This window comes from Curtobacterium flaccumfaciens (assembly GCF_018598405.1).
Lineage (GTDB): Bacteria > Actinomycetota > Actinomycetes > Actinomycetales > Microbacteriaceae > Curtobacterium > Curtobacterium aurantiacum.
This window is the reverse complement of sequence record NZ_JAHEWS010000007.1, coordinates 86,663-111,695: the sequence shown is the minus strand read 5'-3', so window position 1 is coordinate 111,695 and position 25,033 is coordinate 86,663. Positions and strand designations below refer to the sequence as shown.

Here is a 25,033-nt window from a genome sequence, read left to right as displayed (position 1 = left end):
GCGGACCGACGTCGGCTGGACGATCCCGCTCAGCCGAGTGACAGGACGGGTGCCCGGTGGTCACCGAGCTCGTCGATCCGCCACGGTCGTGCGCCCCGCAGTGTCAACCTGAGCTGCACGAGCACGAACCCGACGTGCGGTTCGACGTCCGGGTCCCACGGCCCCTCGACGCCCAGCCCGAACGCGCCGAGTTCGTCGTCGGCCTCGTCACGCAGGGTGAGCCGCCACCGGCCGTCGCCGAGTTCCTCGACCACGGCCCAGCGAGCGGTGCCGAACCGGCTCACGCCGACCTCATGATGTCCGCGGTGAAGTTCTGCACGCGCTGGAGCAGGGCGGCGCCGCGCATCGCGATGGTCGCCGGTGGGTTGAGGTGCGGCGGCGCGGTGCGGATGAGCATCGAGCACCCGAGGTCCTCGCAGATGTACGTGCCGATCGTGTTGCCGTTGCGGCCGGACTCACCGGCACGCGCGGCGGAGAACAGGCGGACCTGGGTCGCGGGCTGCGGCGAGTGGCAGAACGAGCACATCGCGGCGATGCCCGGGCGCAGGGAACCACCGGCGGAGCGGACGACGATGCCCACCGGGCGCTCGTCGATCCAGGACACGATGTACCCGCGGCGGGCGGCCTGCGGGTCGCGCCAGCCCAGGAACTCGCGTTCGTCCCAGAGCATCTCGTGCAGGCCGGGGATCGGCAGCTGGGCGAGTTCGTCGGGGGTGGCGTTCACGAACGACGATCGGATGTCGGCTTCGGTCAGTGGCTTCACGGTGCTGACACCCTATTCCTCGCCTCCGACAGGGGCGCTACGACAGCCTGGAGGCGCGGATCGCCCCGAGCGCGCTGCTCCCGTCCGCCACCAGCACCGCCCGGCGCAGGGCGTCGCGTCCGACACGACGGGCCGCCGCGTCGTCCGCGGCGAACTCCACGAGCACGCGCGTCGACCGCGCCATGGCGCGGGCACCGGGCACCCACGGGACCGCACGCTCGATCGATTCGGCGACCGCGACCGCAGCCGCGTGGTGCTGGGTCAGGTGGGCGCGTTCGTGGGCGACCACGGCCTCCAGTTCGTCGGTGCGCAACCGGTCTGCCAAGCCGGTGCTGACGAGGACGCCACCGCTCCGCCCCGGCACGGCGCACGCCAGCGCGTGGTCGGCCTCGACGACGGCGACGGGGGTGCCGTCGATCTCCCGGTGCGGTGCGACGCCGGAGCGCATCGCCTGACGGACGGCCTCGTGCTCGGGGCCCGGGCGGACGCGCACGGCGACGACGAACGCGATGACGGCCAGCAGGGCGACGCCGACGTTGAACCCGTGCGTTGGGGAACCGTCACCGCCGAACAGCTCGGTGACCGGGCGGTCGGCGAGCACCACCAGGGTGATGCCGGCCACGAAGCCCACGACGCCGAGCAGGACCGCGACCGACCAGCAGACCAGCGCGGTACGGGGCAGGTCGATCGTCCACGCGGAGCGGGTCAGGACCCGGGGCGCGAAGACCACCACCGCGAGTGCGAGGACGATGAGCGCGATGCCGGCGACGACCACGGTGCGCAGCCGGTCAGGAGCGGGCGCGGGCGTCGAGGGCGCGGCGCAGGGCCTCGAGGTCGTCCGAGGCGAGCGAGCCGGTGAACTGCAGCAGCGCTGCCTCGCGATCGGACGAGGCTGCCAGCGCGCTCGACATCAGGGACGCGGTCTGCTCGTCGCGACTGTGCACGGCGCGGAACGTCAGGGGAGCGTCGTCGTGCTGCTCCCGTTCCACCTGGCCCTTGCGGCCGAGGCGGTCGAGCACGGTGAGGACGGTCGTCAGTGCGGGGCGGGGCTCGGGGAACGCGTCGAGCACCTGGCGTGCGGTGAGCCCGGCGTCGGCGGAGCGGAGTGCCTCGAGCACCGCCTGTTCCAGCTGCCCCCTGGGGCGCGATCGTTGTCCGGCCATCCCCGCATTCTACGAGATGTCGAAGACCGGGCCACGACACACGCTCGTAACGCGGCCTCGGTATGCTCTGGGCGGACAACTGAACACACCGGCCGCTCATCCGTCGCGGGAGACGCCGTGCACGTGCCCCCGGGTACGTCGTGCCCCCGGGTACACCGTGCCCCCGGGCGCACGCACGGCACCGAAGGAGCAATCCCCCCGTCAATCTCTCAGGTCCCACACCGCAGCGGACAGGCCACTCTGAAAAGCAGACGCTCGGTCGTCTCGCCCACGGTGAAAGCCGCCGGACCTCACGGGCCGCGGTGAAACTCTCAGGCCCATGACAGAGGGGGAGTTCCACCCGGCGATCGTCGCCGGGCCCTGCCGATGCCAGGAGAACTCCGCCATGCGTTCGTCCCCACTCGAGTCTGCTCACGAAGCAGCCGGTGCCACCTTCACCGACTTCGCCGGCTACCGCATGCCCGTGCGCTACTCGTCCGACCTGGCCGAGCACCACGCCGTGCGCCAGGCCGCCGGCGTCTTCGACCTGTCGCACATGGCCGAGATCGGGGTGACCGGCACCGACGCCGTCGCCTTCCTCGACCACGCGCTCGCCGGCTCGTTCGGTGCGATGCCCGTCGGCCGCGCCAAGTACTCGCTGCTGCTCGCCGAGGACGGCGGGATCCTCGACGACCTCGTCGTGTACCGCACCGACGACGACGTCTTCCTCGTCGTCGCGAACGCGTCCAACCGTGACGTGGCGGTCGACGCGCTGACCACCCGGGCTGCGGGCTTCGACGTCGAGGTCTCCGACGACTCCGACACCACCGCCCTCGTCGCGATCCAGGGACCCGCGGCGGCCGGCACGCTCGACGCCCTCGTCGTCGCCGACCGTCTGCAGCCCGAGACCCCGCTCGACGAGCTCGGCTACTACCGCGTCCTGCACGCCCTGTTCGACGGCGCCGACGTGCTCGTCGCGCGCACCGGGTACACCGGCGAGGACGGCTTCGAGGTCTACCTCGACCCGGACACCGCCCCGGTCCTCTGGGACGCCCTGCTCGAGGCCGGTGCCGACCGAGGGGTCGTCCCCGCCGGGCTCGCGGCCCGCGACACCCTGCGGCTCGAGGCCGGTATGCCGTTGTACGGGCACGAGCTCGGCACCGACGTCCGTCCGGCCCAGGCCGGCCTCGGCCGCGTCGTCGCCAAGGACGGCGAGTTCGTCGGTGCAGCCGGCGTCACCCCGTCCGCGGACGCCCGCGTGCTCGTCGGCCTGGTGACCGAAGGCCGCCGTGCCCCCCGCGCCGGCTACGACGTCGTGCTCGACGGCACGGTCGTCGGCACCGTGACCTCTGGTGCGCTCTCGCCGACGCTCGGCCACCCCGTCGCGATGGCCTTCGTCGACCCGGCCGCACTCGCCGCCGTGTCGGACGGGGCACAGGTCCTCCACATCGACGTCCGCGGGACGGCCGTCCCCAGCACCGTCTCCGCGTTCCCCTTCTACCGCCGCGCCTCGAAAGGCTGATCCCATGACCGACCAGACCGCACTCCAGTACACGGCCGACCACGAGTGGCTGCTCGTCGAGGGCGACACCGTCACCGTCGGCATCACCGACCACGCCGCCGAGCAGCTCGGTGACGTCGTCTACGTCGAGCTCCCCGCCGTCGGCACCGCCACCACCGCAGGCGAGCAGATCGGTGAGATCGAGTCGACCAAGAGCGTCGGCGAGCTCTTCGCCCCGATCGAGGGCGAGGTCATCGCGGTGAACGACGCCGTCGTCGACACCCCCGACACCGTCAACCAGGACCCCTTCGGTGCCGGCTGGCTCGTGAAGATCAAGGTCGACGGCGCCTCGTTCCCCGAGGACCTGATGGACCACGACGCGTACCGGGCCTCCATCGCATGACCGCGTTCGAGAACCTCCAGACCTCCTTCGCCGACCGCCACATCGGCACCACCCCGGCCGACCAGCAGGCCATGCTCGACGTCGTCGGGCAGCCGTCGCTCGACGCCCTGGTCCGTGCCGCGATCCCGGAGTCCATCCACGTCGGCCCCGTCGTCGACTCGGTGATCCCGGCCGCCGTCGGCGAGACCGAGGCATTCGCCGAGCTCCGTGCGAAGGCCGGTCGCAACACGGTCCGCCGCGCCATGATCGGCCTCGGCTACCACGGCACCCACACCCCCGCGGTGATCCAGCGCAACGTGCTCGAGAACCCGAGCTGGTACACGGCGTACACGCCCTACCAGCCGGAGATCTCGCAGGGCCGTCTCGAAGCACTCATCAACTTCCAGACGATGGTGTCCGACCTGACCGGCATGGCCACCGCCGGCGCCTCGATGCTCGACGAGGGAACCGCCGTGGTCGAGGGCATGCTCCTCGCCCGCCGGGCTTCGAAGGTCAAGGGCGACGCGTTCCTCGTCGACGCCGACCTGCTGCCGCAGACCCGTGCACTCCTCGACCACCGTGCCGACGCGGTGGGCATCACGCTGCGTGCGTTCGACGCTGCCGACGGCCCGAGCGACGACCAGCTCGACGGCGCGTTCGGCGTCATCCTGCAGTACCCGGGCGCCTCGGGCCGCATCGTCGACCCGTCGTCCGTCATCGAGCGGGTCCACGCCGGTGGCGGCATCGCCGTCGTCGCAGCCGACCTGCTCGCGATGACCCTGCTCGCCAGCCCCGGCGACCTCGGCGCCGATGTCGCGGTCGGGACGAGCCAGCGCTTCGGCGTGCCACTCGGCTTCGGTGGCCCGCACGCCGGCTACCTGGCCGTGCGCGCCGGCCTCGAGCGTCAGCTCCCCGGTCGGCTGGTCGGGGTGTCCTTCGACGCCGACGGTCAGATGGCCTACCGCCTCAGCCTGCAGACCCGCGAGCAGCACATCCGCCGCGAGAAGGCGACGAGCAACATCTGCACCGCGCAGGTCCTGCTCGCCGTGATGGCCTCGATGTACGCGGTCTACCACGGGCCCGAGGGCCTGCGGTTCATCGCCGGTCGTGTCGCACGGACCACGGGTGCGCTCGCCGCGGTGGCCCGTGACGCCGGCGTCGAGGTCGTGCACGACGCGTACTTCGACACGCTCACCCTCCGGGCCGTCGGCCGCGCCGAGGCGATCGTCGCGGCAGCACAGGACGCCGGCTACCTGCTGCACGTCGTGGACGCCGACACGTTCCAGCTGTCCGTCGACGAGACGACCACACCCGACGACGTGGTGGCGATCGCCCGCGTGCTCGGGGCGGTGGACGTGACGGTCCCCGCGACCGAGACCGCCGTGCGCGACGCGGCCACGGGCCTCCCGGCCGCCCTGCAACGCGAGAGCGACTACCTGACGCACCCCGTGTTCAGCGCGCACCGCAGCGAGACCCGCATGATGCGGTACCTCAAGCACCTGTCCGACAAGGACTACGCGCTCGACCGCGGCATGATCCCGCTCGGCAGCTGCACGATGAAGCTCAACGCGGCGACCGAGATGGCCGCCGTGACCTGGCCGGAGTTCGCGAACATCCACCCGTTCGCACCGCGCGAGGACGTCGAGGGGTACCTCGACATGATCGGCGACCTCGAGTCGTGGCTCGCCGAGGTCACCGGGTACGACACGGTGTCCCTGCAGCCGAACGCCGGCAGCCAGGGCGAACTCGCCGGCCTGCTGGCCATCCGCGGGTACCACCGGGCTCGTGGCGACGAGGACCGGACGGTCTGCCTGATCCCGTCGAGCGCGCACGGCACGAACGCCGCGTCCGCGGTGCTCGCCGGCATGAAGGTCGTCGTGGTGGCCTGCGACGAGAACGGCAACGTCGACCTCGAGGACCTCCGGGCCCGCGTCGCCGCCCACGCCGACACCCTCGCGGCCCTGATGATCACGTACCCGTCCACCCACGGCGTCTACGAGCACGACATCCGCGAGATCTGCGACGCCGTGCACGACGCCGGCGGCCAGGTCTACGTAGACGGTGCGAACCTCAACGCGCTCCTCGGGCATGCCCGATTCGGCGACTTCGGCGGCGACGTGTCGCACCTCAACCTGCACAAGACCTTCTGCATCCCGCACGGCGGTGGCGGCCCCGGCGTGGGTCCCGTCGCTGCGAAGGCGCACCTGGCGCCGTTCCTTCCCGGGCACCCGTTCGCGCAGCAGGCCGACCGGCGCTCCGGCGCGACGGTGGCCGAGGCCGACGACCGCCTGGCGCACGCCGCTGGTCCGGTGAGCGCTGCGCCGTACGGGAGCCCGAGCATCCTGCCGATCACGTGGACCTACGTCCGGATGATGGGGCTCGAGGGCCTCACCCGGGCGACCGAGGCCGCCGTGCTCGGCGCGAACTACATCGCGGCCCGTCTCCGCGACGCGTTCCCGGTGCTGTACACGGGCGACGACGGACTGGTCGCGCACGAGTGCATCCTCGACCTCCGCCCGCTGCGCGACACCACCGGCATCACGGTCGACGACGTCGCGAAGCGCCTGGTCGACTACGGCTTCCACGCGCCGACGATGTCGTTCCCGGTCGCGGGCACGCTCATGGTCGAGCCGACGGAGAGCGAGGACCTCGCCGAGCTCGACCGCTTCGTCGACGCCATGCTCGCGATCCGGGCCGAGGCCGCAGCGGTGGAGCGCGGGGAGTGGCCGGCGGACGACAACCCGCTCGTGCACGCGCCGCACACCGCTTCGTCGGTGATCTCGGGGGAGTGGGAGCACGCCTACACCCGCGAGCAGGCCGTCTACCCGCTGCCCGGAATCAGCGGCCGGAAGTACTGGCCGCCGGTGCGTCGCATCGACCAGGCCTACGGTGACCGCAACCTGGTCTGCGCCTGCCCGCCGATCGAGGCGTTCGCCTGATCCCGACCGGCGCCGACGCCCCGTCGTGCTCGTCGCCCCGCGCTTCGTGCCCCGTCCGGTCCTCCGGGCGGGGCACGGTGGCGTCCCGGCGGGATCGGCCGACGGGGCGTGTCACGACACACCGCTCAGTTCCGTCGACTGGTCGCGAACCGTCGTCCGGACCCGCGCCGAGCGACTGTTCGTGACCACTCGACGCGGTACCCACGGCAGGTCGTGACCACTCGACAGCGCTCCTGAGGCACACCCCTGAGCGATGCTCGGCCGTCGCCGACTTGCACAGAAGTGTGCCGGACTGCAACGGATTTCATGCAGATGCAACAAAAACGCACCCTTCACCGGCACGCGCGCGAATCTTGCATCGTCCCGCAACGATCGTGCAAGTTGGTTACCGGCGTGTAACCGTTCGCCCCAGGGTTTGGACGCCGCTGTTCACCTTGCCTACAGTGCAAAGGTCAAACGCGCCCGGGTGACACCGCTGTGCCCTTGCGCGTCCCATGCACCAGGAGGAACCTTGATCAAGAAGCGCGCCGGGCTCTCAGCCCTCGCCGTGCTCGGGGCCACAGCACTCGCCCTGACCGCCTGCTCCAGTAACAGCTCGTCGAACGGCGGTGACTCGGGCTCGGCGAACGCGTCCGGGATCGTCACCACGAACGGCAGCGAGCCGCAGAACCCGCTGATCCCGTCGAACACCACCGAGACCGGTGGCGGCAAGATCATCGACTCGCTCTTCGAAGGCCTCGTCTCGTACGACGCCGACGGCAAGCCGGTCAAGGAGGTCGCCAAGAGCATCGACACCGATGACTCGAAGACGTTCGACATCACGCTCAACACGAACTACACCTTCACCAACGGCGAGAAGGTCACGGCCGAGTCGTTCACCAAGGCGTGGGACTGGGCTGCACAGAAGTCGAACGCCCAGGGCGCGAGCTACTTCTTCGAGAACATCGAGGGCTACGACGCCGAGAAGGACTCGAAGCTGACCGGCCTCAAGGTCGTCGACGACGACGAGTTCACGGTCACGCTGAAGTCGGCGCAGTCGGACTTCCCGCTGTCGCTCGGCTACTCGGCGTTCGTGCCGCTGCCGTCGGCGTTCTACGACGACACCAAGGCGTTCGGCGAGAACCCGATCGGCAACGGTCCCTACAAGCTCGACGGCAAGAACGCCTGGACGCACAACCAGTCGATCAAGCTCGTCACCAACAAGGACTACGAGGGCAAGCGCAAGCCGAAGAACGGTGGTCTGACGATCACGTTCTACACCTCGCAGGACACCGCGTACTCCGACGCCCAGGGCGGCAACCTCGACGTCCTCGACGCCGTGCCGGACGCTGCTTTCGCGACCTACAAGTCCGACTTCCCGGACTCGAACGTCAACCAGGCCGCCGCGATCTTCCAGGCGATCTACCTGCCCTACTACCTCGACCACTGGAAGGGCGAAGAGGGCAAGCTCCGTCGCGAGGCGGTCTCGATGGCGATCAACCGTGAGCAGATCACCGACAAGATCTTCGACGGCACCCGTACCCCCGCCAAGGACTTCACCTCCCCGGTGATCGACGGCTGGAGCGATGACCTCAAGGGCGCCGACGTGCTCGAGTTCAACAAGTCCGAGGCCAAGAAGCTCTGGGCCGAGGCCGACAAGATCTCGAAGTACGACGACACGCTCACCATCACGTACAACGCCGATGGTGGACACGAGGCCTGGGTGACCGCGGTCACGAACTCGATCTCGAACACGCTCGGCATCAAAGCCGAGGGCAACGCGATCCCGACGTTCCAGGAAGCCCTGGACCTCCAGACGAACGACAAGCTCACGGGCGGCAGCCGCACCGGTTGGCAGGCCGACTACCCGTCGCTGTACAACTTCCTCGGCCCGACCATGGGTGAGGGCTCGTCGAACAACTACTCCCGGTACGACTCCAAGGAGTACAACGACCTGCTCGCCGAGGGCCGTTCGGCTGCGACCGTCGAAGAGGGCAACAAGATCTTCGACCAGGCTCAGGAACTCCTGTTCGAGGACCTGCCCGAGATCCCGCTCTGGTACTCCAACGTGACCGGTGTCTGGAACGCGGACAACGTGTCGAACGTCAAGTTCGGCTGGAACTCGGTGCCGCTGTACTACGACATCGAGGTCAAGAACTGACCCTGGTCTCGTAGAGACCACCACGCGAGCAGGTATCCTGCCTCGCGACCACCGGACGGGGGTTCGGGGACCACTCAGGTCCCCGAACCCCCGTACCGCGGCGGTAAGACCTTCCCCACACCGCGGGCGCCCTCCCGCACCGGACTTCCGTGCCGACCCTCGGACCGTCCACCCCTCACCACAATGAACCTGATCGACATCGCTCCGGACCGGGCAGTGATCTGATGCTCTGGTACCTCGGCAAGCGCCTCCTGCAACTCATCCCCGTGTTCTTCGGGGCCACGTTCCTCATCTACTTCATGGTCTTCTCGCTGCCCGGCGACCCGATCGCCGCGCTGTTCGGCGACCGTCAGCCGTCGCCGCAGGTGATCGAGACGCTGCGACAGCAGTACAACCTCGACAAGCCGTTCATCATCCAGTACCTGCTCTGGATCGGTGGCGTCTTCCGCGGTGACCTGGGTCTGACCTACTCGGGCCAGCCGGTCAGCTCGCAGCTCGCCCAGGCGTTCCCGATCACCGCACGCCTGGCCATCCTGGCGCTCGTGTTCGAAGCCGTCGCCGGCATCGTCGTCGGTGTCATCGCCGGTCTGCGCAAGGGCAAGCTGTTCGACGCCACCGCGCTCGTCGTGTCGCTGCTGCTCATCTCGGTGCCGACCTTCGTCGTCGGGTTCGTCCTGCAGTACGTGTTCGGCATCAAGCTCGGGTTGTTCCGGGTCACGGTGTCCGGTGACGCACCCTGGTCGGAGCTCGTGCTGCCGGCGATCGTGCTCGCGTCGGTGTCGTTCGCGTACATCGTGCGCCTGACCCGTGCGAGCGTCGCCGAGAACACCAGCGCCGACTTCGTGCGGACCGCCACCGCGAAGGGCCTGCCGCGTCGTCGTGTCGTCGGCGTGCACATCTTCCGCAACTCGCTCATCCCCGTGGTGACCTACCTGGGCGTCGACATCGGCAACCTGATGGTCGGCGCGGTCGTCACCGAGGGCATCTTCAACATCAACGGTGTCGGCGGCACGGTGTTCCGCGCCGTCAAGCTCGGCGAGGGCCCCACTGTCGTGTCCTTCGTCGCCGTGATGGTCATCATCTTCATGCTCGCCAACCTCCTGGTCGACCTGCTCTACGCCGTCCTGGACCCGAGGATCCGCTATGCCAAGTAACGCCGCACCCCGTTCGGCGACGCACTACGTCGCCCCGATCGAGGAGACCCCGCTCCAGGCGGTGGACCAGGTCAACGAGGACGAGAAGACCCGATCGCTGTGGACCGACGCGTGGGAGTCCATGCGGACCCGCCCGACGTTCTGGATCTCCTCGGTCCTGATCCTGCTCATCGTCGTCGTCGCGATCTTCCCCGGACTCTTCACGCACGTCGACCCGCGGGCGTCGAACCTCGACTTCAGTGACGAGGGCCCGCGTCCCGGCCACCCCCTCGGCTACACCCGGCAGGGCTACGACGTCTACGCCCGTGTGATCTGGGGCGCCCAGAACTCGGTCATCGTCGGCATCGTCGCGACGGTCCTGGTGTCGCTCGTCGGCATCATCATCGGTTCGCTGGCCGGTTTCTACGGCGGCTGGCTCGACACGATCGTGTCCCGCATCGCGGACATCTTCTTCTCGATCCCGACGATCCTCGGCGCGATCGTGATCATGTCGGTGATCCCCGCCCGGAACGCCATCACGGTCGCGCTCGTGCTCGCGGCCTTCGCCTGGCCGCAGATCGCCCGCATCATGCGCGGTGCCGTCCTGAGCGCCAAGCAGTCCGACTACGTGATGGCATCGGCGGCGCTCGGCGTCAGCCGCTTCAAGACGCTCGTCCGCCACGTCATCCCGAACTCGCTGGCTCCGGTCATCGTCGTCGCCACCGTGTCGCTCGGTACGTTCATCGTGGCGGAGGCCACCCTGTCGTTCCTCGGCATCGGTCTCCCGCCGTCGGCGCTCAGCTGGGGCCTCGACATCGGCACCGCCCAGACGTCGATCCGGACCAACCCGGCGACGATCTTCTGGCCGTCCGCCGCCCTGTCCATCACCGTGCTCGCGTTCCTGCTCCTCGGTGACGTGGTGCGCGATGCGCTCGACCCGAAGGCGAGGGCCCGCCGATGAGCGAGACACTGACCCAGCCGAACAGCAGCCGCACCGGCGGTTCCGGCGCACCACTGCTCGAGATCACCGACCTGCAGGTCGGCTTCAAGACCCAGAGCGGCCTCGTGCAGGCCGTCCGCGGCGTCAACCTCACCCTCGAGCAGGGCGAGCGCTTGGCGATCGTCGGAGAGTCCGGTTCCGGCAAATCGACGAGCGCGCAGGCGATCATCAAGCTCCTCCCTGGTACCGGTGAGGTGACCGGCGGCTCGATCAAGTTCAACGGGCGCGAGCTCGTCGGGCTGAGCGACAAGGAGATGTCGGAGATCCGCGGGAAGGAGATCGGCTACGTCCCACAGGACCCGATGTCGAACCTCAACCCGCTGTGGTCGATCGGCTTCCAGGTCGAAGAGGCGATCCGCGCGAACGGCATGGCGACCGGCAAGAAGGCCGTCCGCGACCGTGCCGTCGAAGTCCTGCAGGAAGCCGGCCTCGGCGACGCGTCGACCCGCCTGAAGCAGTACCCGCACGAGTTCTCCGGCGGCATGCGGCAGCGCGTGCTCATCGGCATCGGTCTGTCGAGCCGCCCGCAGCTGCTCATCGCCGACGAGCCGACGAGTGCGCTCGACGTCACTGTCCAGCGCGTCATCCTCGACCACCTCGAGACCCTGACGCGCGACTTCGGCACCTCGGTGCTGTTCATCACGCACGACCTCGGGCTCGCCGCCGAGCGTGCCGAGAAGCTCGTCGTGATGTACAAGGGCCAGGTCGTCGAGGCCGGGCCCTCGAAGGAGATCCTGGCGAACCCGCAGCACCCGTACACGCAGCGCCTCGTCGCAGCGGCCCCGTCGCTGGCCAGCCGTCGCATCCAGTCGAAGGTGCAGCACCAGCGGGTCGACATCGCCGACGCCGGCAACGACGACGCCGAGCTGATCGCCCGGGCCCAGGAGCGCGAGCACCGTCCGGCCGAGGACCTCATCGTGGTGAAGAACCTCGAGAAGGTCTACAAGCTGCGCGGCAAGAACCTCGCCACGCGCGAGCTCAAGGCCGTCGACGACGTGTCGTTCTCGATCCAGAAGGGCACCACCACGGCGCTCGTCGGCGAGTCCGGTTCGGGCAAGTCGACCGTCGCGAAGCTCGTCCTGCAGCTCGAGAGCATCACGAGCGGCACCGTGCAGTTCGACGGCATCGACATCGGCGCGCTGAAGGGCAAGGACCTCTTCGACTTCCGCCGCCGCGTGCAGCCGGTGTTCCAGGACCCGTACGGCTCGCTGGACCCGATGTACAACGTCGGGAACACGATCGCCGAGCCGCTCAGCACGCACAAGGTGGGCGACAAGGCCTCGCGCCGGGCCCGCGTGCTCGAGCTGCTCGACCAGGTCGCCCTGCCGAAGTCGATGGTGAACCGCTACCCGAACGAGCTGTCCGGCGGCCAGCGGCAGCGCATCGCCGTCGCCCGCGCGCTCGCGCTCAAGCCGGAGGTCATCGTCCTCGACGAGGCCGTCTCCGCGCTCGACGTGCTCGTGCAGGGGCAGATCCTCGACCTGCTCACCGAGCTGCAGACCGAGCTCGGCCTGACGTACCTGTTCATCACGCACGACCTCGCGGTCGTCCGCCTCGTCGCGGACAACGTGTGCGTCATGCGCCGTGGGCAGATCGTCGAGAAGGCGACGACCGACGAGGTCTTCGCCGACCCGAAGGAGCAGTACACGAAGGACCTCCTGGCCGCCATCCCCGGCGCCGGGTTCGAGTTCGGACGCTGATCCACCTGGACACGAACGAGGCCGGACGCCCCGTCGTCCTCCGCGCTGGTCGCGGGGGCGCGGTGGCGTCCGGCCTCGTCGCCGTCCTGGGCCTCTTCCTGCTCGGCGATGCGGCGTTCCGGGGGAGCTGGGACGTCGTCCTCCGTGCCGCCGGCCCGATCGCCGTGCTCGTCTGGGCGCTCTGGGTCCTGACCTACCGCCCGTGCATCGTCATCGACGACCATGCGGTGACGGTGCGCAACCCGCTCCGCCGTACCGTGGTGCCGTGGCACGCCGTCGCCGACGTCCGGCTCCGCTGGCAGATCGTGATCGAGACGGTCGCCGGCCGGAAGGTCCAGTGCTGGGGCGGGCCGTCGCTGCCGCGGCCGAAACCGGCCCGGCGCGGTGAGCGGGCCGTCCTGCGGCAGCCCGACGAGATGACGGTGCTGCTCGACCGGTGGTCGGAGCGCCGCGGTGCCACTGGTGACGGTGACGTCGTGCGGGGCTGGGACACACCGGCGCTGGCGGTCGGCGCGGCCGCGCTGGCGCTGCTCGCCGCCTCGCTGCTCAGCCTGTGGCTGGGAGCCTGACGCGGCTCGCGATCGCGACCACACGACGGACGGGAGGCCCGGTACCAGCTGGTACATGGCCTCCCGTCCGTCTGCTGGTCACGTCCACGGCGTGACCGGCGTCGTCAGACGACCGCGCCGGCCCGCTCGGTGAGCAGGTGCTCCTGGTCGGTCTGGATGCAGGCGACACCGCGGCCGTGCACGGGCTCGAGACCCGGGTCGATCGTCCGGCACTGCTCCTGCCGGCCCTCGTCCAGGAGCTGGTAGAGCGGGCAGCGCGTGCGGAACCGGCAGCCGTCGATGCGCTCCGTGGGGGAGGGCAGGTCGCCGTCGAGCAGGATGCGCCCGCGGGCTGCCTCGGCCATGGGGTCCGGCACCGGCACGGCCGACAGCAGTGCCCGGGTGTACGGGTGCTGCGGGTCCGAGAAGACCGCGTCGCCGTCGCCGTACTCGACGATGCGGCCGAGGTACATGACCGCGACGTCGTCGGCGATGTGCCGGACCACGGACAGGTCGTGCGCCACGAACAGGTAGGACAACCCGAGGCGGTGTTTGAGGTCCTCGAGCAGGTTGATCACACCGGCCTGCACCGAGACGTCGAGCGCGGAGACCGGCTCGTCGAGCACCAGGATCTTGGGCTCGACGATGAGCGCACGGGCGATGCCGATGCGCTGCCGCTGGCCGCCGGAGAACTCGTGCGGGTACCGGTCGATGTAGCTCGGCTCGAGGCCGACCAGCTCGAGCACCTCGCGTACCCGTCGGCGGATCTCGTCCTTCGGCACCCCGTGCACGGTGAGGGGCTCACCGATCACCGAGCCGATGTCGAGCCGTGGGTCGATCGACGCCATCGGGTCCTGGAACACGACCTGGATGTCGCGGCGCAGCGCGAGACGGTCCTTCTTGGACAGCGAAGCGGTGTCGACGCCGTTCACCCGGATCGTGCCGTGCTGGGCCCCGGCGAGTTCGAGGACCTCCATGATGGTGGTCGTCTTGCCGCAGCCGGACTCGCCGACCAGGCCGAGCACCTGCCCGCGCTTGAGCGTGAGGGAGACGCCGTCCACCGCGTGCACCTCGCCGATCTGCCGGCGGAACAGCGCGCCCTTCGTGAGCGGGAAGGTCTTCACCACGTCGGTGAGCTCGAGCACGACGTCGTCGCCGTGGTCGACGGCCGCCTCGGGGACGTCGTCCGGGCGGGGGAAGATCTCCGAGCGCTCGAGGGTGCCGGCGGCGATCTCGTCGCGGCGGATGCACGCGGCGGTGTGGTCGTCGAGCAGGGTCCCGTTGCCGATCGTCTGGACGGCACCGGTCAGGACCGGGTTGTCGGCGCTCTGCGGCACCGTCGGTGCGACGAGGGCCGGCTCACCGTCGCGGCAGGCGTCGATGACGGCCGGGCAGCGGTCGGCGAACGGGCAGCCGGTCGGCTTCTGCGTGAGCAGCGGCGGACGGCCGTCGAGCGGAACGAGGCGTTCGGTGCGGGCGGACGTCATGTTCGGCATCGAGCGGAGCAACCCGATCGTGTACGGCATCACCGGCTCGCGGAACAGCGGGACGACCGGCGCCGTCTCGACGATCCGGCCGGCGTACATCACAGCGACGCGGTCGGCGTTGCCGGCGACGACGCCGAGGTCGTGCGTGATGAGCACGACGGCGGCACCGGTCATGTCCTTCGCCGTCTGCAGCACGTCGAGGATCTGCGCCTGGATGGTCACGTCGAGCGCGGTCGTCGGCTCGTCGGCGATGATCAGCTTCGGGTCGTTCGCGATGGCGATCGCGATCATCGCGCGCTGCCGCATGCCGCCGGAGAACTCGTGCGGGAACGCGTCGAGGCGTCGCGCCGGGTTCGGGATGCCGACGACGCGCAGGAGTTCCTCGGCACGGGTGCGTGCGGCGTGCTGGGTGAGCGAGCGGTCGTGCAGACGCAGACCCTCGATGATCTGCTGGCCGATCGTGTACACCGGCGTCAGGGCGGACAGCGGGTCCTGGAACACCATCGCGATGTCGCGACCGCGCAGTCGCGACATCTCGCGGTCGTTCCTGCCGACGAGTTCCTGGCCGTCGAACGTGATGCTGCCCTGCACCTGGGCGGACGACGGCAGCAGACCCATCACCGCCATCGAGGACACCGACTTGCCGGACCCCGACTCGCCCACGATGCCGAGGAACTCGCCGGGTGCGACGGTGTAGTCCACCCCGCGGACGGCGTAGACCGGCTTCGTCTTCGGGTTGAACGTCACCGAGAGGTCGGAGACGGTGAGCAGCGGTTCAGTCACGGTTGGCTCCGGAGGTGGGGTCGATGGCGTCGCGGAGGGCGTCGCCGAGCAGGCTGGTCGAGAGCACGGTCGCGACGAGGGTCGCGGCGGGCAGGACGAAGAGCCACGGGCGGGTGACGGCGGACTGGCTGCCGGCGGCCAGCAGGGTGCCGAGCGAGACGTCGGGGATCTGGATGCCGAAGCCGAAGAAGCTCAGCGAACTCTCCGCCAGGATCGCGGCGCCGACACCGAGGGTGGCGTCGATGATGAGCAGCGACGCCACGTTCGGCAGGATGTGACGCCGGATGATCGTGAACGCCGGGACACCCATGAACCGGGCGGCCTTGACGTAGTCGCGTTCGCGCAGCGACATCGTCTGACCGCGGATCACGCGGGCCATCACCATCCAGCTGAACACCGCGAGGCCGACGATGAGGGCCACCCACGTCAGGTCCTTGAACACCGGGCTGAGCAGCACGAGCGCGTAGAACGACGGGATCACGAGCAGCAGGTCGATGACCCACACGAGCAGCCGGTCGGTGACGCCGCCGAAGTACCCGGCGACCGCGCCGACGATGCCGGCGATCAGGGTCGCTGCGGGACCGGCGATCAGGCCGATGAGCAGCGACTTCTGCAGGCCGACCAGGGTCTGCGCGTAGATGTCCTGGCCGATGTCGTTCGTGCCGAACCAGTGCGCGGCGCTCGGTGGCATCCCGAATGCCAGCCCGTCGGAGTCGACGGCGTTCCAGTGGTACAGGTACGGGCCGAGGAACGCCCAGAGGATGATGAGGAGCAGGGCGCTGCCGCCGATCCGTGCACGCCAGGTGCCGAACACCTTGCGCCACAGGGGTGTGCGGCTGCCCTTCGCCTCGATCACGTGCGCCGGGACGCCCGCGTTGCCGTCGCCGGGGTCACCGGCGGTGGTCGTGGTCGTGGGGTCGAGAACAGACACGGGTCACACCCTCACTCGCGGGTCGAGCGCGGCGTAGAGCAGGTCCGCGAGGGTCCCTGCGATGAGCACGAGGATCGCCGTGAAGAGGATCGTGCCCGCGGCCGCGTTGATGTCGTTGTTGCTGATGCTCTGCACGAAGTACTCACCCATGCCGTGCCAGCTGAAGACCAGTTCGGTGATGCTCGCACCCGTCAGGATCAACCCGAACGAGTACGCGAAGAAGGTCGACATCGGGATGAGGGCGACCCGCACGCCGTGCCGCATGATCGCGGAGCCGCGGGTGCGACCCTTCGACCGTGCCGTGCGGATGAAGTCGTTCGACAGGACGTCGAGCATCGCCGAGCGCTGGTAGCGCGAGTAGGTCGCGACGGCGCCGATGGTCAGCGAGATCGTCGGTAACAGCAGGTGCACGAGCCGGTCGCCGAGCACCGGGAAGAACCCGCTCACCCCCGGCGTGTACTCGCCGGTGAACCGGATCACCTGCGTCCCGACGCCCTGGTTGAGCGAGGTCGCGAGGATCATCAGCACCACCGCGATGACGAAGGTCGGGGTGGCGAGGACCGCGAACGACAGGTACGTCGAGACCTGGTCGGACGTGCGGTACTGCCTGACCGCGTTCCAGACGCCGAGCAGCACACCGAGGATCGCGCCGAGCAGCGTGCCGATCACGAGCAGCCGGAGGCTCGTGCCGGACCGGGCGACGATGTCGGCGGTCACCTCGGTGCCGCGGGTGCTCATGCCGAGCGAGCCGTGCGTCACCAGACCGACCCACCAGTCCCAGGTGCGGACGAGGAGCGGGGTGTCCGGATCGGCCCCGAGCTTGCGCAGGGACGCTTCGATGGTGCCCTGCGGCACGGCCGGGTTGCGCCCGAGGAACCGGGCGGCCGGGTTGAGCGTGCTGCTGGCGAGGATGTACCCGAGCGTGGTCGCCACGATCGTCAGGACGACGTAGTTGACGATCCGCTTTGCGATGAAGGCGAGCATGTACTTCGTGACCTCTGGGTGCGGCCGTCCGTCCGGACAGCGTTGTCGGTGGCGACAGGCTAGCCGTTCGAGCGAGGGGCTGGGACGACGGAAGTGACGTTATGCAACATTCGTTACGAGCGTGTTTCGATTGATCGCACAGCCCCTTGTGCAGCCTTCGGATGTGGCTAGGGTTCTCAACCAACAAGGCGCGACGGCGGGGGCCGCCGCGGTCCAGCGCGATCTGCGCGAACCACAACGAAAGGGAATCCTCGCCATGCGAAAGAGGATCAAGGGCATCGCCGTCCTCGCCACCGCTGCGGCTGCCGCCGTCGTGCTGGCGGGCTGCTCCGGTGGCGGACAGGCTGGCAACAGCAGTTCCGCGGTCGCCGAGTCGTCGCTGAAGTCGACCGGCTGGACCGTCGCGGACCGCGCGGACGTGCAGGACGGTGGGTCCATCACCCTGCCGATCGACACGGCTCCGGCGAACTGGCAGCTGCAGAACCTGGACTCGGGGACGGTCGACGACAACACGATCTCCGGCGCCTACCTGCCGAGCTTCATCCAGTTCAAGGAGAACGGCGAGTGGGAGGCGAACAAGGACTTCGTCGACTCGATCGAGCTGACGAAGGAGTCGCCCCAGACCGTCGAGATCAAGATCAACCCGAAGGCCGTGTGGTCGGACGGCACCCCGATCAGCGCGAAGGACGTCATCGCGAACTGGAAGGCGCTGAACGGCACGAACAAGGCCTTCGCACCCCTCGCCACCAACGTGTGGGAGGACGTGGACTCGGTCAAGCAGGGCTCCGATGAGCGTGACGTCATCATGACGTTCTCGAAGACCAACGCCGACTGGGCCTCGGTCTTCACCGCGATCTACCCGTACTGGGCCGTCGACACCCCCGAGCACTTCAACACCGCGTGGGCCAAGGGACCGTACGCCGCCGACGGCAAGACCTACGTCTCCGGTGGCCCGTACATCCTGAAGTCCTTCGACGCCAACGGTGGCGTCGTGACCTTCGAGAAGAACCCGAAGTGGTGGGGCGACGAGGGCAAGCTCGACACGATCGTCTTCAAGACGGTCTCCCGTGACGGAGTCGCCCAGGCGTACGCCAACAAGGAGCTCGACGCGTTCAACCTGAACGGCAGCGCCGACAACTTCAAGACGGCGAACTCGCGCTCCGACTCGAAGATCGAGCGGTCGCTCGGCACGACCTGGCGGCACGTGACCCTGAACGGCACGTCCGAGGTCTTCAAGGACCAGGACGTCCGCCAGGCGTTCGCCCAGTCACTCAACCGCAAGGTCCTCGCCCAGGCGATCCTGTCGCCGGTGAAGAGCCCGGGCGACGTGCTCAACAACCTCGTCTACCTGCCCGGCCAGGAGGGTTACGAGGACGACGCGTCGAGCGTCTACGGCTACAGCGTCGAGAAGGCCAAGGCGAAGCTCGAGGACGCCGGCTACGAGATCGGTTCGGACGGCTACGCGACCAAGGGCGGCAAGACGCTCGAGGTCCGGTTCGTGATCCCGTCGGACAACCCGAACTCGGCGAACATCGCCCAGCTCGTGCAGCAGCAGGCCAAGCAGGCCGGCTTCAAGGTGACCATCGACACCGTGCCCACCGACGACTTCTTCACGAAGTACATCACCACCGAGACGCGTGACTTCGACGCCACGTACTTCGCGTGGCAGGGCACGCCGTTCCCGATCTCGTCGCTGAAGTCGATCTTCTACCCCGCCGACGCCGGGCAGAACTACGCCGGCGTGACGGACGACTCGCTCGGCGCCGCGTGGGACAAGGCGAACGGTGAGCTCGACGCCGACGCCCGCATCAAGGACGCGCAGGAGATCGACAAGAAGATCGTCAAGGTCGCCGGCACGATCCCGCTGTTCGCCGAGCCGTACGCCTGGGGCGTGCGCAAGGACCTGGTGAACTACGGACCGGCGCAGTTCCAGCAGTCCTCGGTCAAGTGGGAGGACGTCGGCTACACGAAGTAGTCGCCACTCCGCACACGGACGACCCGCACCCGAACGGCACCCTCGACGTCGCACCACGTCGGGGGTGTCGTTCTGCGTCGGCGCCCCCGGGCACCGCACGCGTCCGGGCCTACAGCCGCGCCGCCGCCATCGACGCCGCGATCCCGAGGACGACCATCGCCAGGATCGTCCACCCGTGCGTCCGGTGCGTGATCGGCGCAGCCGTCACGCTCGCGGGCGGTGGGCCGTCCTGCGGTGCCGGGGCGGGCACGCGGGCCAGCATCCGCGCGGCCGCAACGTCGACGTCCAGGTGATCCGGGCCTCCCGGCTGCTCACCGGTGTGTGCATCGAGCCGCGCTGTGGGGCGGGTCGCGATCCAGACGCGGCGCACGCCCTCGCTGGTGACCACCTCGATGCCGTACTTGGTGCGGACCTCGCTGATGCGTGACCAGGTGTAGGTGCTGGTCCGCCGCACGTCGACGATGCGCAGGTGCTCGGGTGTCAGTTCGATCCGGGGCCGCCAGAGCACGGCCCACGCGACGAACGCGACCGCGAGGCTCGGGACGGCTGTGAGCCACGGGGACCCGCCGCCGGCGATGGCGAGCGGCACGAGCACCACGGCGGCGGCCCAGAAGAGGAGGGCGAGGTGACGAAGACCCGGGGCGACGATGGTGGTGTGCACCGGACGAGGGTACGAGATGCCTCCCCGGAGACGCCCGGGGAGCGGGTGTGACACACCGGCGCGTATCTCCGGACGACCCGATTCCCCGGGGAGGCAGATCCTGGACGGACCCTCGTGCCGACCATGGTCGTCGCCCGCGGTCGGGGTGTCAACACCCCATCTCGGCCTGTTCAGCGCACTCCCACGCCGAGCGCTACGAGACCAGCAGTTCGATCTGTTCTCGGATGGTCTCGGCCTTCGGGAACCGGACACCGACCAGCCCGACGTGCCGCCACCGGACCACGCCGTCCGGGCCGATCACGAACACGGATCGTCGCAGACCGATGCCCGGTGCCTGTACCCCGTACGCCCGGATGACGGAGCCCGCCGTGTCGCTGAGGAGCGGGAACGCGAGCGAGGAGTCGCGGGCGAACCCCTCGTGCGAGTCGAGTGCCTGCGGGCTGATGCCCCACACCGTCGCACCGAGGTCGGTGAACGCGTCGAGCTCGGCCTGGTAGCTGCAGAGCTGGGCCGTGCAGACCACGGTGGCGTCGCCGGGGTAGAAGGCCAGCACGACGGTCCGGCCGATCTCGGCGGACAGGTCGTACTCGTCGTCGGTCCGCACGCCGGCGCGCACGACCATCCCCGGCAGGGAGAACGACGGGGCGGACTCGCCGATCGCGGGGATGCTCATGGGTCTCACGGTAGGGGCGCGGCACGGAGGTTGTCCCTCGGCGCGCTGTGTGCGGACTGTGGATGCGCTCCGCGGCCTACGAGAACAGCCCGGGGAACGCGTTCGCCACCCACGGGTAGCCGAGGAACACCGCGGCGTCGAGCAGGCAGTGCGTGATGACCAGGGGCAGCAACCGACCCCACTTCGTGTAGATCCAGCCGAACACGACGCCCATCACGGCGTTGCCGACGAACGCCCCGAAGCCCTGGTACAGGTGGTAGCTGCCGCGCAGCAGGGCGGTGGACAGGATCATCTGCCAGCGGCCCCACCCGAGGTCACCGAGCCGGGCGTACAGGTAGCCGATGACGATGACCTCCTCCTGCAGGCCCGAGCGGATCGCGGACAGCAGCAGGACCGGGATCGTCCACCAGTACGAGTTGAGGGCGGCGGGGTCGACGGCGACCGTGATGCCGAGGGCCCGACCGGCGAAGTACAGCGCGAGCCCCGGGATCCCGATGCACAGGGCGATGAGCGCCGGGCCACCCAGGTCGGGCTTCACGCGGAAGCGGTCGATGCCGAGCCGGCCGAGGTGCGGCCGCGACGTGCTCCAGAGCAGGAAGCAGACGAGTGCGACGGGAGCCAGGTCGACCGCGATGCCGAGTAGCTGCCGGGCCAGGTCGACGTACTCCACCGTGGTCGACGACGTGTTGATCGCCGTCGACTGCTCGCCGAGCGGGGTCGTCTGCGACAGGTCGTCGACGATCTGCAGGATCGACCAGAGGGCGCTGGCACCGAGTGAGAGCAGCAGGACGATCGTGATCTCGGCCCACGTTCGCCGACGGCTCATCGTGAGTACTCCTGTCTGTTGCGAACTACCGGTAGACTGGCGTGTCGGGCGTTCTGCCCACGGGTGCGGTGCCGATCGACCAACAGGGTTGATCACCAGCTGGCCCGACACTCTCCCAGAAATTGAAGGATGTCCTGTATGGCGCTCGCCACCCGGTCCGACCTGCGCAACGTCGCCATCGTGGCACACGTCGACCACGGCAAGACCACCCTCGTCGATGCGATGCTCACGCAGACCAACTCGTTCGACGCCCACTTCGAGGGCGAAGACCGCATGATGGACTCGAACGACCTCGAGCGCGAGAAGGGCATCACGATCCTCGCGAAGAACACGTCGGTGCTCTACAACGGGAAGCACGCGACCGAGTTCGGCTCGGACGGTCCCATCACCATCAACGTGATCGACACCCCCGGCCACGCCGACTTCGGTGGCGAGGTCGAGCGTGGCCTGTCCATGGTCGACGGTGTCGTCCTGCTCGTCGACGCGTCCGAGGGCCCGCTGCCCCAGACCCGCTTCGTGCTCCGCAAGGCGCTCGCCGCGAAGCTCCCGGTGATCCTGCTCGTCAACAAGACGGACCGCCCCGACTCCCGCATCGACGAGGTCGTCTCCGAGTCGCAGGACCTGCTCCTCGGCCTGGCCTCCGACCTGTCGGACGAGGTCGACGACCTCGACCTCGACGCGATCCTCGACGTGCCCGTCGTCTACGCCTCCGGCCGCAACGGTGCCGCGTCGCGCAACAAGCCGAACGACGGCGAGCTGCCCGACAACGACGACCTCGAGCCCCTGTTCGAGGCCATCCTGCAGCACGTGCCGGCGCCGAAGTACGACGACGAGCACCCGCTGCAGGCGCACGTCACCAACCTCGACGCGTCGCCGTTCCTCGGCCGCCTCGCGCTGCTCCGCATCTTCCACGGCACGATGAAGAAGGGCCAGACGGTCGCGTGGGTCAAGCACGACGGCACCGTCGTCAACGCCCGCATCACCGAGCTCCTCATCACCAAGGCGCTCGAGCGCTACCCGGCCGAGTCGGCTGGCCCCGGTGACATCGTCGCCGTCGCCGGTTTCGACACGATCACCATCGGTGAGACCCTGTCCGACCCCGAGGACGTCCGTCCGCTGCCGACCATCACGGTCGACGACCCGGCGATCTCGATGACGATCGGCACGAACACCAGCCCGCTCGTCGGCAAGGTCAAGGGCCACAAGCTCACCGCCCGCATGGTCAAGGAGCGCCTCGACCGCGAGCTCATCGGCAACGTCTCGCTCAAGGTCCTCGACATCGGTCGCCCCGATGCGTGGGAGGTCCAGGGCCGTGGTGAGCTGGCGCTCGCCATCCTGGTCGAGCAGATGCGTCGCGAGGGCTTCGAGCTCACCGTCGGCAAGCCGCAGGTCGTCACGAAGCGTGACGAGAACGGCAAGCTGCAGGAGCCGTACGAGCACATGACGATCGACACGCCGGAGGAGTACCTCGGCGCGATCACGCAGCTCATGGCCGCGCGCAAGGGCCGCATGGAGAACATGACGAACCACGGCACCGGCTGGGTGCGCATGGAGTTCATCGTCCCGTCGCGTGGCCTCATCGGCTTCCGCACGTCGTTCCTCACGGAGACCCGCGGCACCGGCATCGCCAACGCGATCTTCAACGGCTACGACGAGTGGGCCGGTTCGATCCAGACCCGCATCAACGGCTCGATCGTGTCCGACCGCTCCGGTGTGGTCACGCCCTTCGCCATCACGAACCTCCAGGAGCGGATGACGTTCTTCGTCAACCCCACCGAAGAGGTCTACGAGGGCATGGTCATCGGCGAGAACTCGCGCGCCGACGACATGGACGTGAACATCACCAAGGAGAAGAAGCTCACGAACATGCGTTCGGCCAACGCCGACACGTTCGAGTCGATGACCCCGTCGCGTCAGCTCTCGCTCGAGGAGTGCCTCGAGTTCGCGCGCGAGGACGAGTGCGTCGAGGTCACCCCCGACGCCGTCCGCATCCGCAAGGTCGAGCTCGACGCGTCGGCTCGCCAGCGCTCCTACGCCCGCCTGAAGCGCCAGGACGCGTAAGCGCCCCAGCACGAGCAACACCCCGGAGGCCCGCCCTCCGTCCGACGGCCCGGTCACCTGCAGCAGGTGGCCGGGCCGTCCGCGGTTGTACCGTGGTCAGCGTGACTCTCGACCTGCTCTCGATCTACCAGGACCTGCACGCCCACCCGGAGCTCGGCTTCCAGGAGCACCGCACCGCCGGTGTCATCGCCGCGAAGCTCGCCGAGATCGGTGGGATCGAGGTGACGACGGGCGTCGGCGGCACCGGCGTCGTCGGCGTGGTCACGAACGGCGAGGGCCCCGTGGTGTGGCTCCGCGCCGACATGGACGGCCTGCCGGTGCAGGAGCGGACCGGCCTGCCCTACGCCAGCGAGCACGTCGGCACCGACGACGAGGGCCGCGAGGTCCCGACCATGCACGCCTGTGGCCACGACATCCACGTCACGTGGCTGCTCGGCACGCTCGAGCGCCTCGTCGCGACGACGGGGGACTGGCGCGGCACGGTCGTCGCCGTCTTCCAGCCTGCGGAGGAAGTGATCTCCGGTGCCCGCGCGATGGTCGAGGACGGCCTGGTCGACCGGTTCCCGAAGCCGGACGTCGTGCTCGGGCAGCACTCCGCGCCGGCCCCGGTCGGCATCGTCGCCGTCGGCACCGGCCCCGTGATGGCGTCGAGCGACCGGCTCACCGTGACGTTCAACGGCCGCGGGGCGCACGGTTCGGCGCCCCAGGCCTCCCTCGACCCGGTCGTCACCGCGGCGTCGGCCGTCGTGCGGCTGCAGACCGTCGTCGCCCGCGAGGTCTCGCCGAGCGACGCCGGCGTCGTCACCGTCGGCAGCTTCCACGCCGGCACTCGGGCGAACATCATCCCCGACGAGGCGGTGATCGAGATCTCGACCCGTGCGCGCAACGAGGAGACCCGCCAGCGCATCATCGCCTCGATCGAGCGCATCGTCCGCGCCGAGAGCACGGCGGGTGGACTGTCCGAGCCGACGATCGTCCGTGCACCGGGGGCCGAGGTCACCGTGAACGACGCCGAGGCCGCCGCCACCGTGCTCGAGGCCATCCGCGCCGACGTGCCGGGTGCCCGTGACCTGGAGATCGGGCTCGCCATGGCGTCGGAGGACGTCGGGCAGCTCGCCACCGCCGCCGGAGCGCCGCTCGTGTACTGGTTCACGGGCATCACCGACCCGGAGCGCTTCCGCCGCGGCGAGGAGATCCCGAGCAACCACTCGCCGTTCTACGCGCCGCAGGCCGAGACCGCGATCCCGGTCGGCGTCGACGCCCTGGTCGCGGCGACGCGCGCGTACGTCGCCTGACCGTTCCTTCCCATCGCACGTGCGGTGGGAAGCGGAAACGGGCGTACCTGGTCGGAACGAACGACCAGGTACGCCCGTTTCCGCTCGGTACGCCCGGAACGGTCCGCCT

At 69.4% G+C, this 25,033-nt stretch carries 21 protein-coding genes and 2 riboswitches; of the genes, 11 read left to right on the top strand and 10 right to left on the bottom strand.

Annotated elements, in window-relative coordinates:
- Positions 1–29: 29 nt before the first annotated feature.
- From KK097_RS06345 to KK097_RS06330, 4 genes are read right to left on the bottom strand one after another with little or no spacing between them, the layout of a single operon-like run.
- Complete coding sequence (locus KK097_RS06345) at positions 30–284, bottom strand: hypothetical protein (RefSeq protein WP_214544078.1); 255 nt, start codon at positions 282–284, stop codon at positions 30–32.
- On the bottom strand, positions 281–763 hold the full coding sequence (locus KK097_RS06340) for an FBP domain-containing protein (RefSeq protein ID WP_214544077.1): 483 nt from the start codon (positions 761–763) through the stop codon (positions 281–283). The genes KK097_RS06345 and KK097_RS06340 overlap by 4 nt, the downstream gene beginning before the upstream one ends.
- A 37-nt stretch (positions 764–800) precedes the next feature.
- On the bottom strand, positions 801–1,538 hold the full coding sequence (locus KK097_RS18630) for a M48 family metalloprotease (RefSeq protein ID WP_214529006.1): 738 nt from the start codon (positions 1,536–1,538) through the stop codon (positions 801–803).
- A 13-nt stretch (positions 1,539–1,551) separates the two neighbouring features.
- Positions 1,552–1,926, bottom strand: coding sequence for a BlaI/MecI/CopY family transcriptional regulator (locus tag KK097_RS06330; protein WP_214529007.1), 375 nt, complete (start codon positions 1,924–1,926; stop codon positions 1,552–1,554).
- Positions 1,927–2,022: 96 nt separating this feature from the next.
- Positions 2,023–2,160, top strand: a riboswitch (glycine riboswitch).
- Positions 2,161–2,262: riboswitch (glycine riboswitch) on the top strand.
- A 49-nt stretch (positions 2,263–2,311) separates the two neighbouring features.
- On the opposite strand from KK097_RS06330, the gene gcvT reads away from it, so the two are divergent.
- The 8 genes from gcvT to KK097_RS06290 all read left to right on the top strand — a co-directional run bounded on the left by gcvT (position 2,312) and on the right by KK097_RS06290 (position 13,269).
- A complete protein-coding gene (gcvT, locus tag KK097_RS06325; RefSeq protein ID WP_250896500.1) occupies positions 2,312–3,427 on the top strand; it encodes a glycine cleavage system aminomethyltransferase GcvT in 1,116 nt (371 codons plus the stop codon).
- 4 nt (positions 3,428–3,431) lie between these two features.
- Positions 3,432–3,809: a glycine cleavage system protein GcvH gene (gene gcvH, locus KK097_RS06320; protein ID WP_214544075.1), complete on the top strand. Its 378-nt coding sequence runs from the start codon at positions 3,432–3,434 to the stop codon at positions 3,807–3,809.
- Positions 3,806–6,727 (top strand): aminomethyl-transferring glycine dehydrogenase, encoded by a 2,922-nt coding sequence (gcvP, locus tag KK097_RS06315; protein WP_214544074.1) that lies wholly within the window; start codon positions 3,806–3,808, stop codon positions 6,725–6,727. Before gcvH ends, gcvP begins: the two co-directional genes overlap by 4 nt.
- 511 nt (positions 6,728–7,238) lie before the next feature.
- Entirely contained in the window at positions 7,239–8,867 is a 1,629-nt protein-coding gene (locus KK097_RS06310; protein WP_214544073.1) for a peptide ABC transporter substrate-binding protein, read from the top strand.
- Between the two features lie 224 nt (positions 8,868–9,091).
- Entirely contained in the window at positions 9,092–10,021 is a 930-nt protein-coding gene (locus KK097_RS06305) for an ABC transporter permease (protein WP_110860579.1), read from the top strand.
- Positions 10,011–10,961, top strand: coding sequence for an ABC transporter permease (locus KK097_RS06300; protein WP_214544072.1), 951 nt, complete (start codon positions 10,011–10,013; stop codon positions 10,959–10,961). Before KK097_RS06305 ends, KK097_RS06300 begins: the two co-directional genes overlap by 11 nt.
- Complete coding sequence (locus tag KK097_RS06295) at positions 10,958–12,700, top strand: dipeptide ABC transporter ATP-binding protein (RefSeq protein ID WP_214529013.1); 1,743 nt, start codon at positions 10,958–10,960, stop codon at positions 12,698–12,700. The genes KK097_RS06300 and KK097_RS06295 overlap by 4 nt, the downstream gene beginning before the upstream one ends.
- Positions 12,701–12,762: 62 nt before the next feature.
- The gene (locus KK097_RS06290) at positions 12,763–13,269 is read left to right on the top strand and encodes a PH domain-containing protein (RefSeq protein WP_214529014.1); all 507 of its coding nucleotides are present in this window, start codon (positions 12,763–12,765) and stop codon (positions 13,267–13,269) included.
- A gap of 104 nt (positions 13,270–13,373) precedes the next feature.
- Here KK097_RS06290 and KK097_RS06285 read toward each other — a convergent pair whose 3' ends face one another.
- From KK097_RS06285 to KK097_RS06275, 3 genes are read right to left on the bottom strand one after another with little or no spacing between them, the layout of a single operon-like run.
- Entirely contained in the window at positions 13,374–15,518 is a 2,145-nt protein-coding gene (locus KK097_RS06285; protein WP_214544071.1) for a dipeptide ABC transporter ATP-binding protein, read from the bottom strand.
- On the bottom strand, positions 15,511–16,449 hold the full coding sequence (locus tag KK097_RS06280; protein WP_214529016.1) for an ABC transporter permease: 939 nt from the start codon (positions 16,447–16,449) through the stop codon (positions 15,511–15,513). Before KK097_RS06280 ends, KK097_RS06285 begins: the two co-directional genes overlap by 8 nt.
- A 3-nt stretch (positions 16,450–16,452) precedes the next feature.
- Positions 16,453–17,433 carry an ABC transporter permease gene (locus KK097_RS06275; protein WP_214529017.1) on the bottom strand — a complete coding sequence of 327 codons (981 nt, stop codon included), beginning with the start codon at positions 17,431–17,433 and terminating at the stop codon, positions 16,453–16,455.
- A gap of 256 nt (positions 17,434–17,689) precedes the next feature.
- Here KK097_RS06275 and KK097_RS06270 point away from each other — a divergent pair, with 256 nt between their 5' ends.
- Entirely contained in the window at positions 17,690–19,408 is a 1,719-nt protein-coding gene (locus KK097_RS06270) for an ABC transporter family substrate-binding protein (RefSeq protein WP_214544070.1), read from the top strand.
- Positions 19,409–19,517: 109 nt separating this feature from the next.
- Here the strand turns inward: KK097_RS06270 and KK097_RS18390 are convergent, their stop codons facing one another.
- From KK097_RS18390 to KK097_RS06255, 3 genes are all read right to left on the bottom strand, one after another.
- Complete coding sequence (locus KK097_RS18390) at positions 19,518–20,069, bottom strand: PH domain-containing protein (protein WP_214544069.1); 552 nt, start codon at positions 20,067–20,069, stop codon at positions 19,518–19,520.
- Positions 20,070–20,262: 193 nt separating this feature from the next.
- A complete protein-coding gene (locus tag KK097_RS06260) occupies positions 20,263–20,742 on the bottom strand; it encodes a peroxiredoxin (protein WP_214544068.1) in 480 nt (159 codons plus the stop codon).
- Positions 20,743–20,818: 76 nt separating this feature from the next.
- Positions 20,819–21,568, bottom strand: coding sequence for a CPBP family intramembrane glutamic endopeptidase (locus tag KK097_RS06255; RefSeq protein WP_214544067.1), 750 nt, complete (start codon positions 21,566–21,568; stop codon positions 20,819–20,821).
- Between the two features lie 138 nt (positions 21,569–21,706).
- Between KK097_RS06255 and typA the strand changes: the two genes are divergently transcribed.
- Together typA and KK097_RS06245 are read left to right on the top strand one after the other, a co-directional pair.
- A complete protein-coding gene (gene typA, locus KK097_RS06250; RefSeq protein WP_214529022.1) occupies positions 21,707–23,629 on the top strand; it encodes a translational GTPase TypA in 1,923 nt (640 codons plus the stop codon).
- Positions 23,630–23,730: 101 nt separating this feature from the next.
- Positions 23,731–24,924: an amidohydrolase gene (locus KK097_RS06245; RefSeq protein ID WP_214529023.1), complete on the top strand. Its 1,194-nt coding sequence runs from the start codon at positions 23,731–23,733 to the stop codon at positions 24,922–24,924.
- Positions 24,925–25,033: the final 109 nt, after the last annotated feature.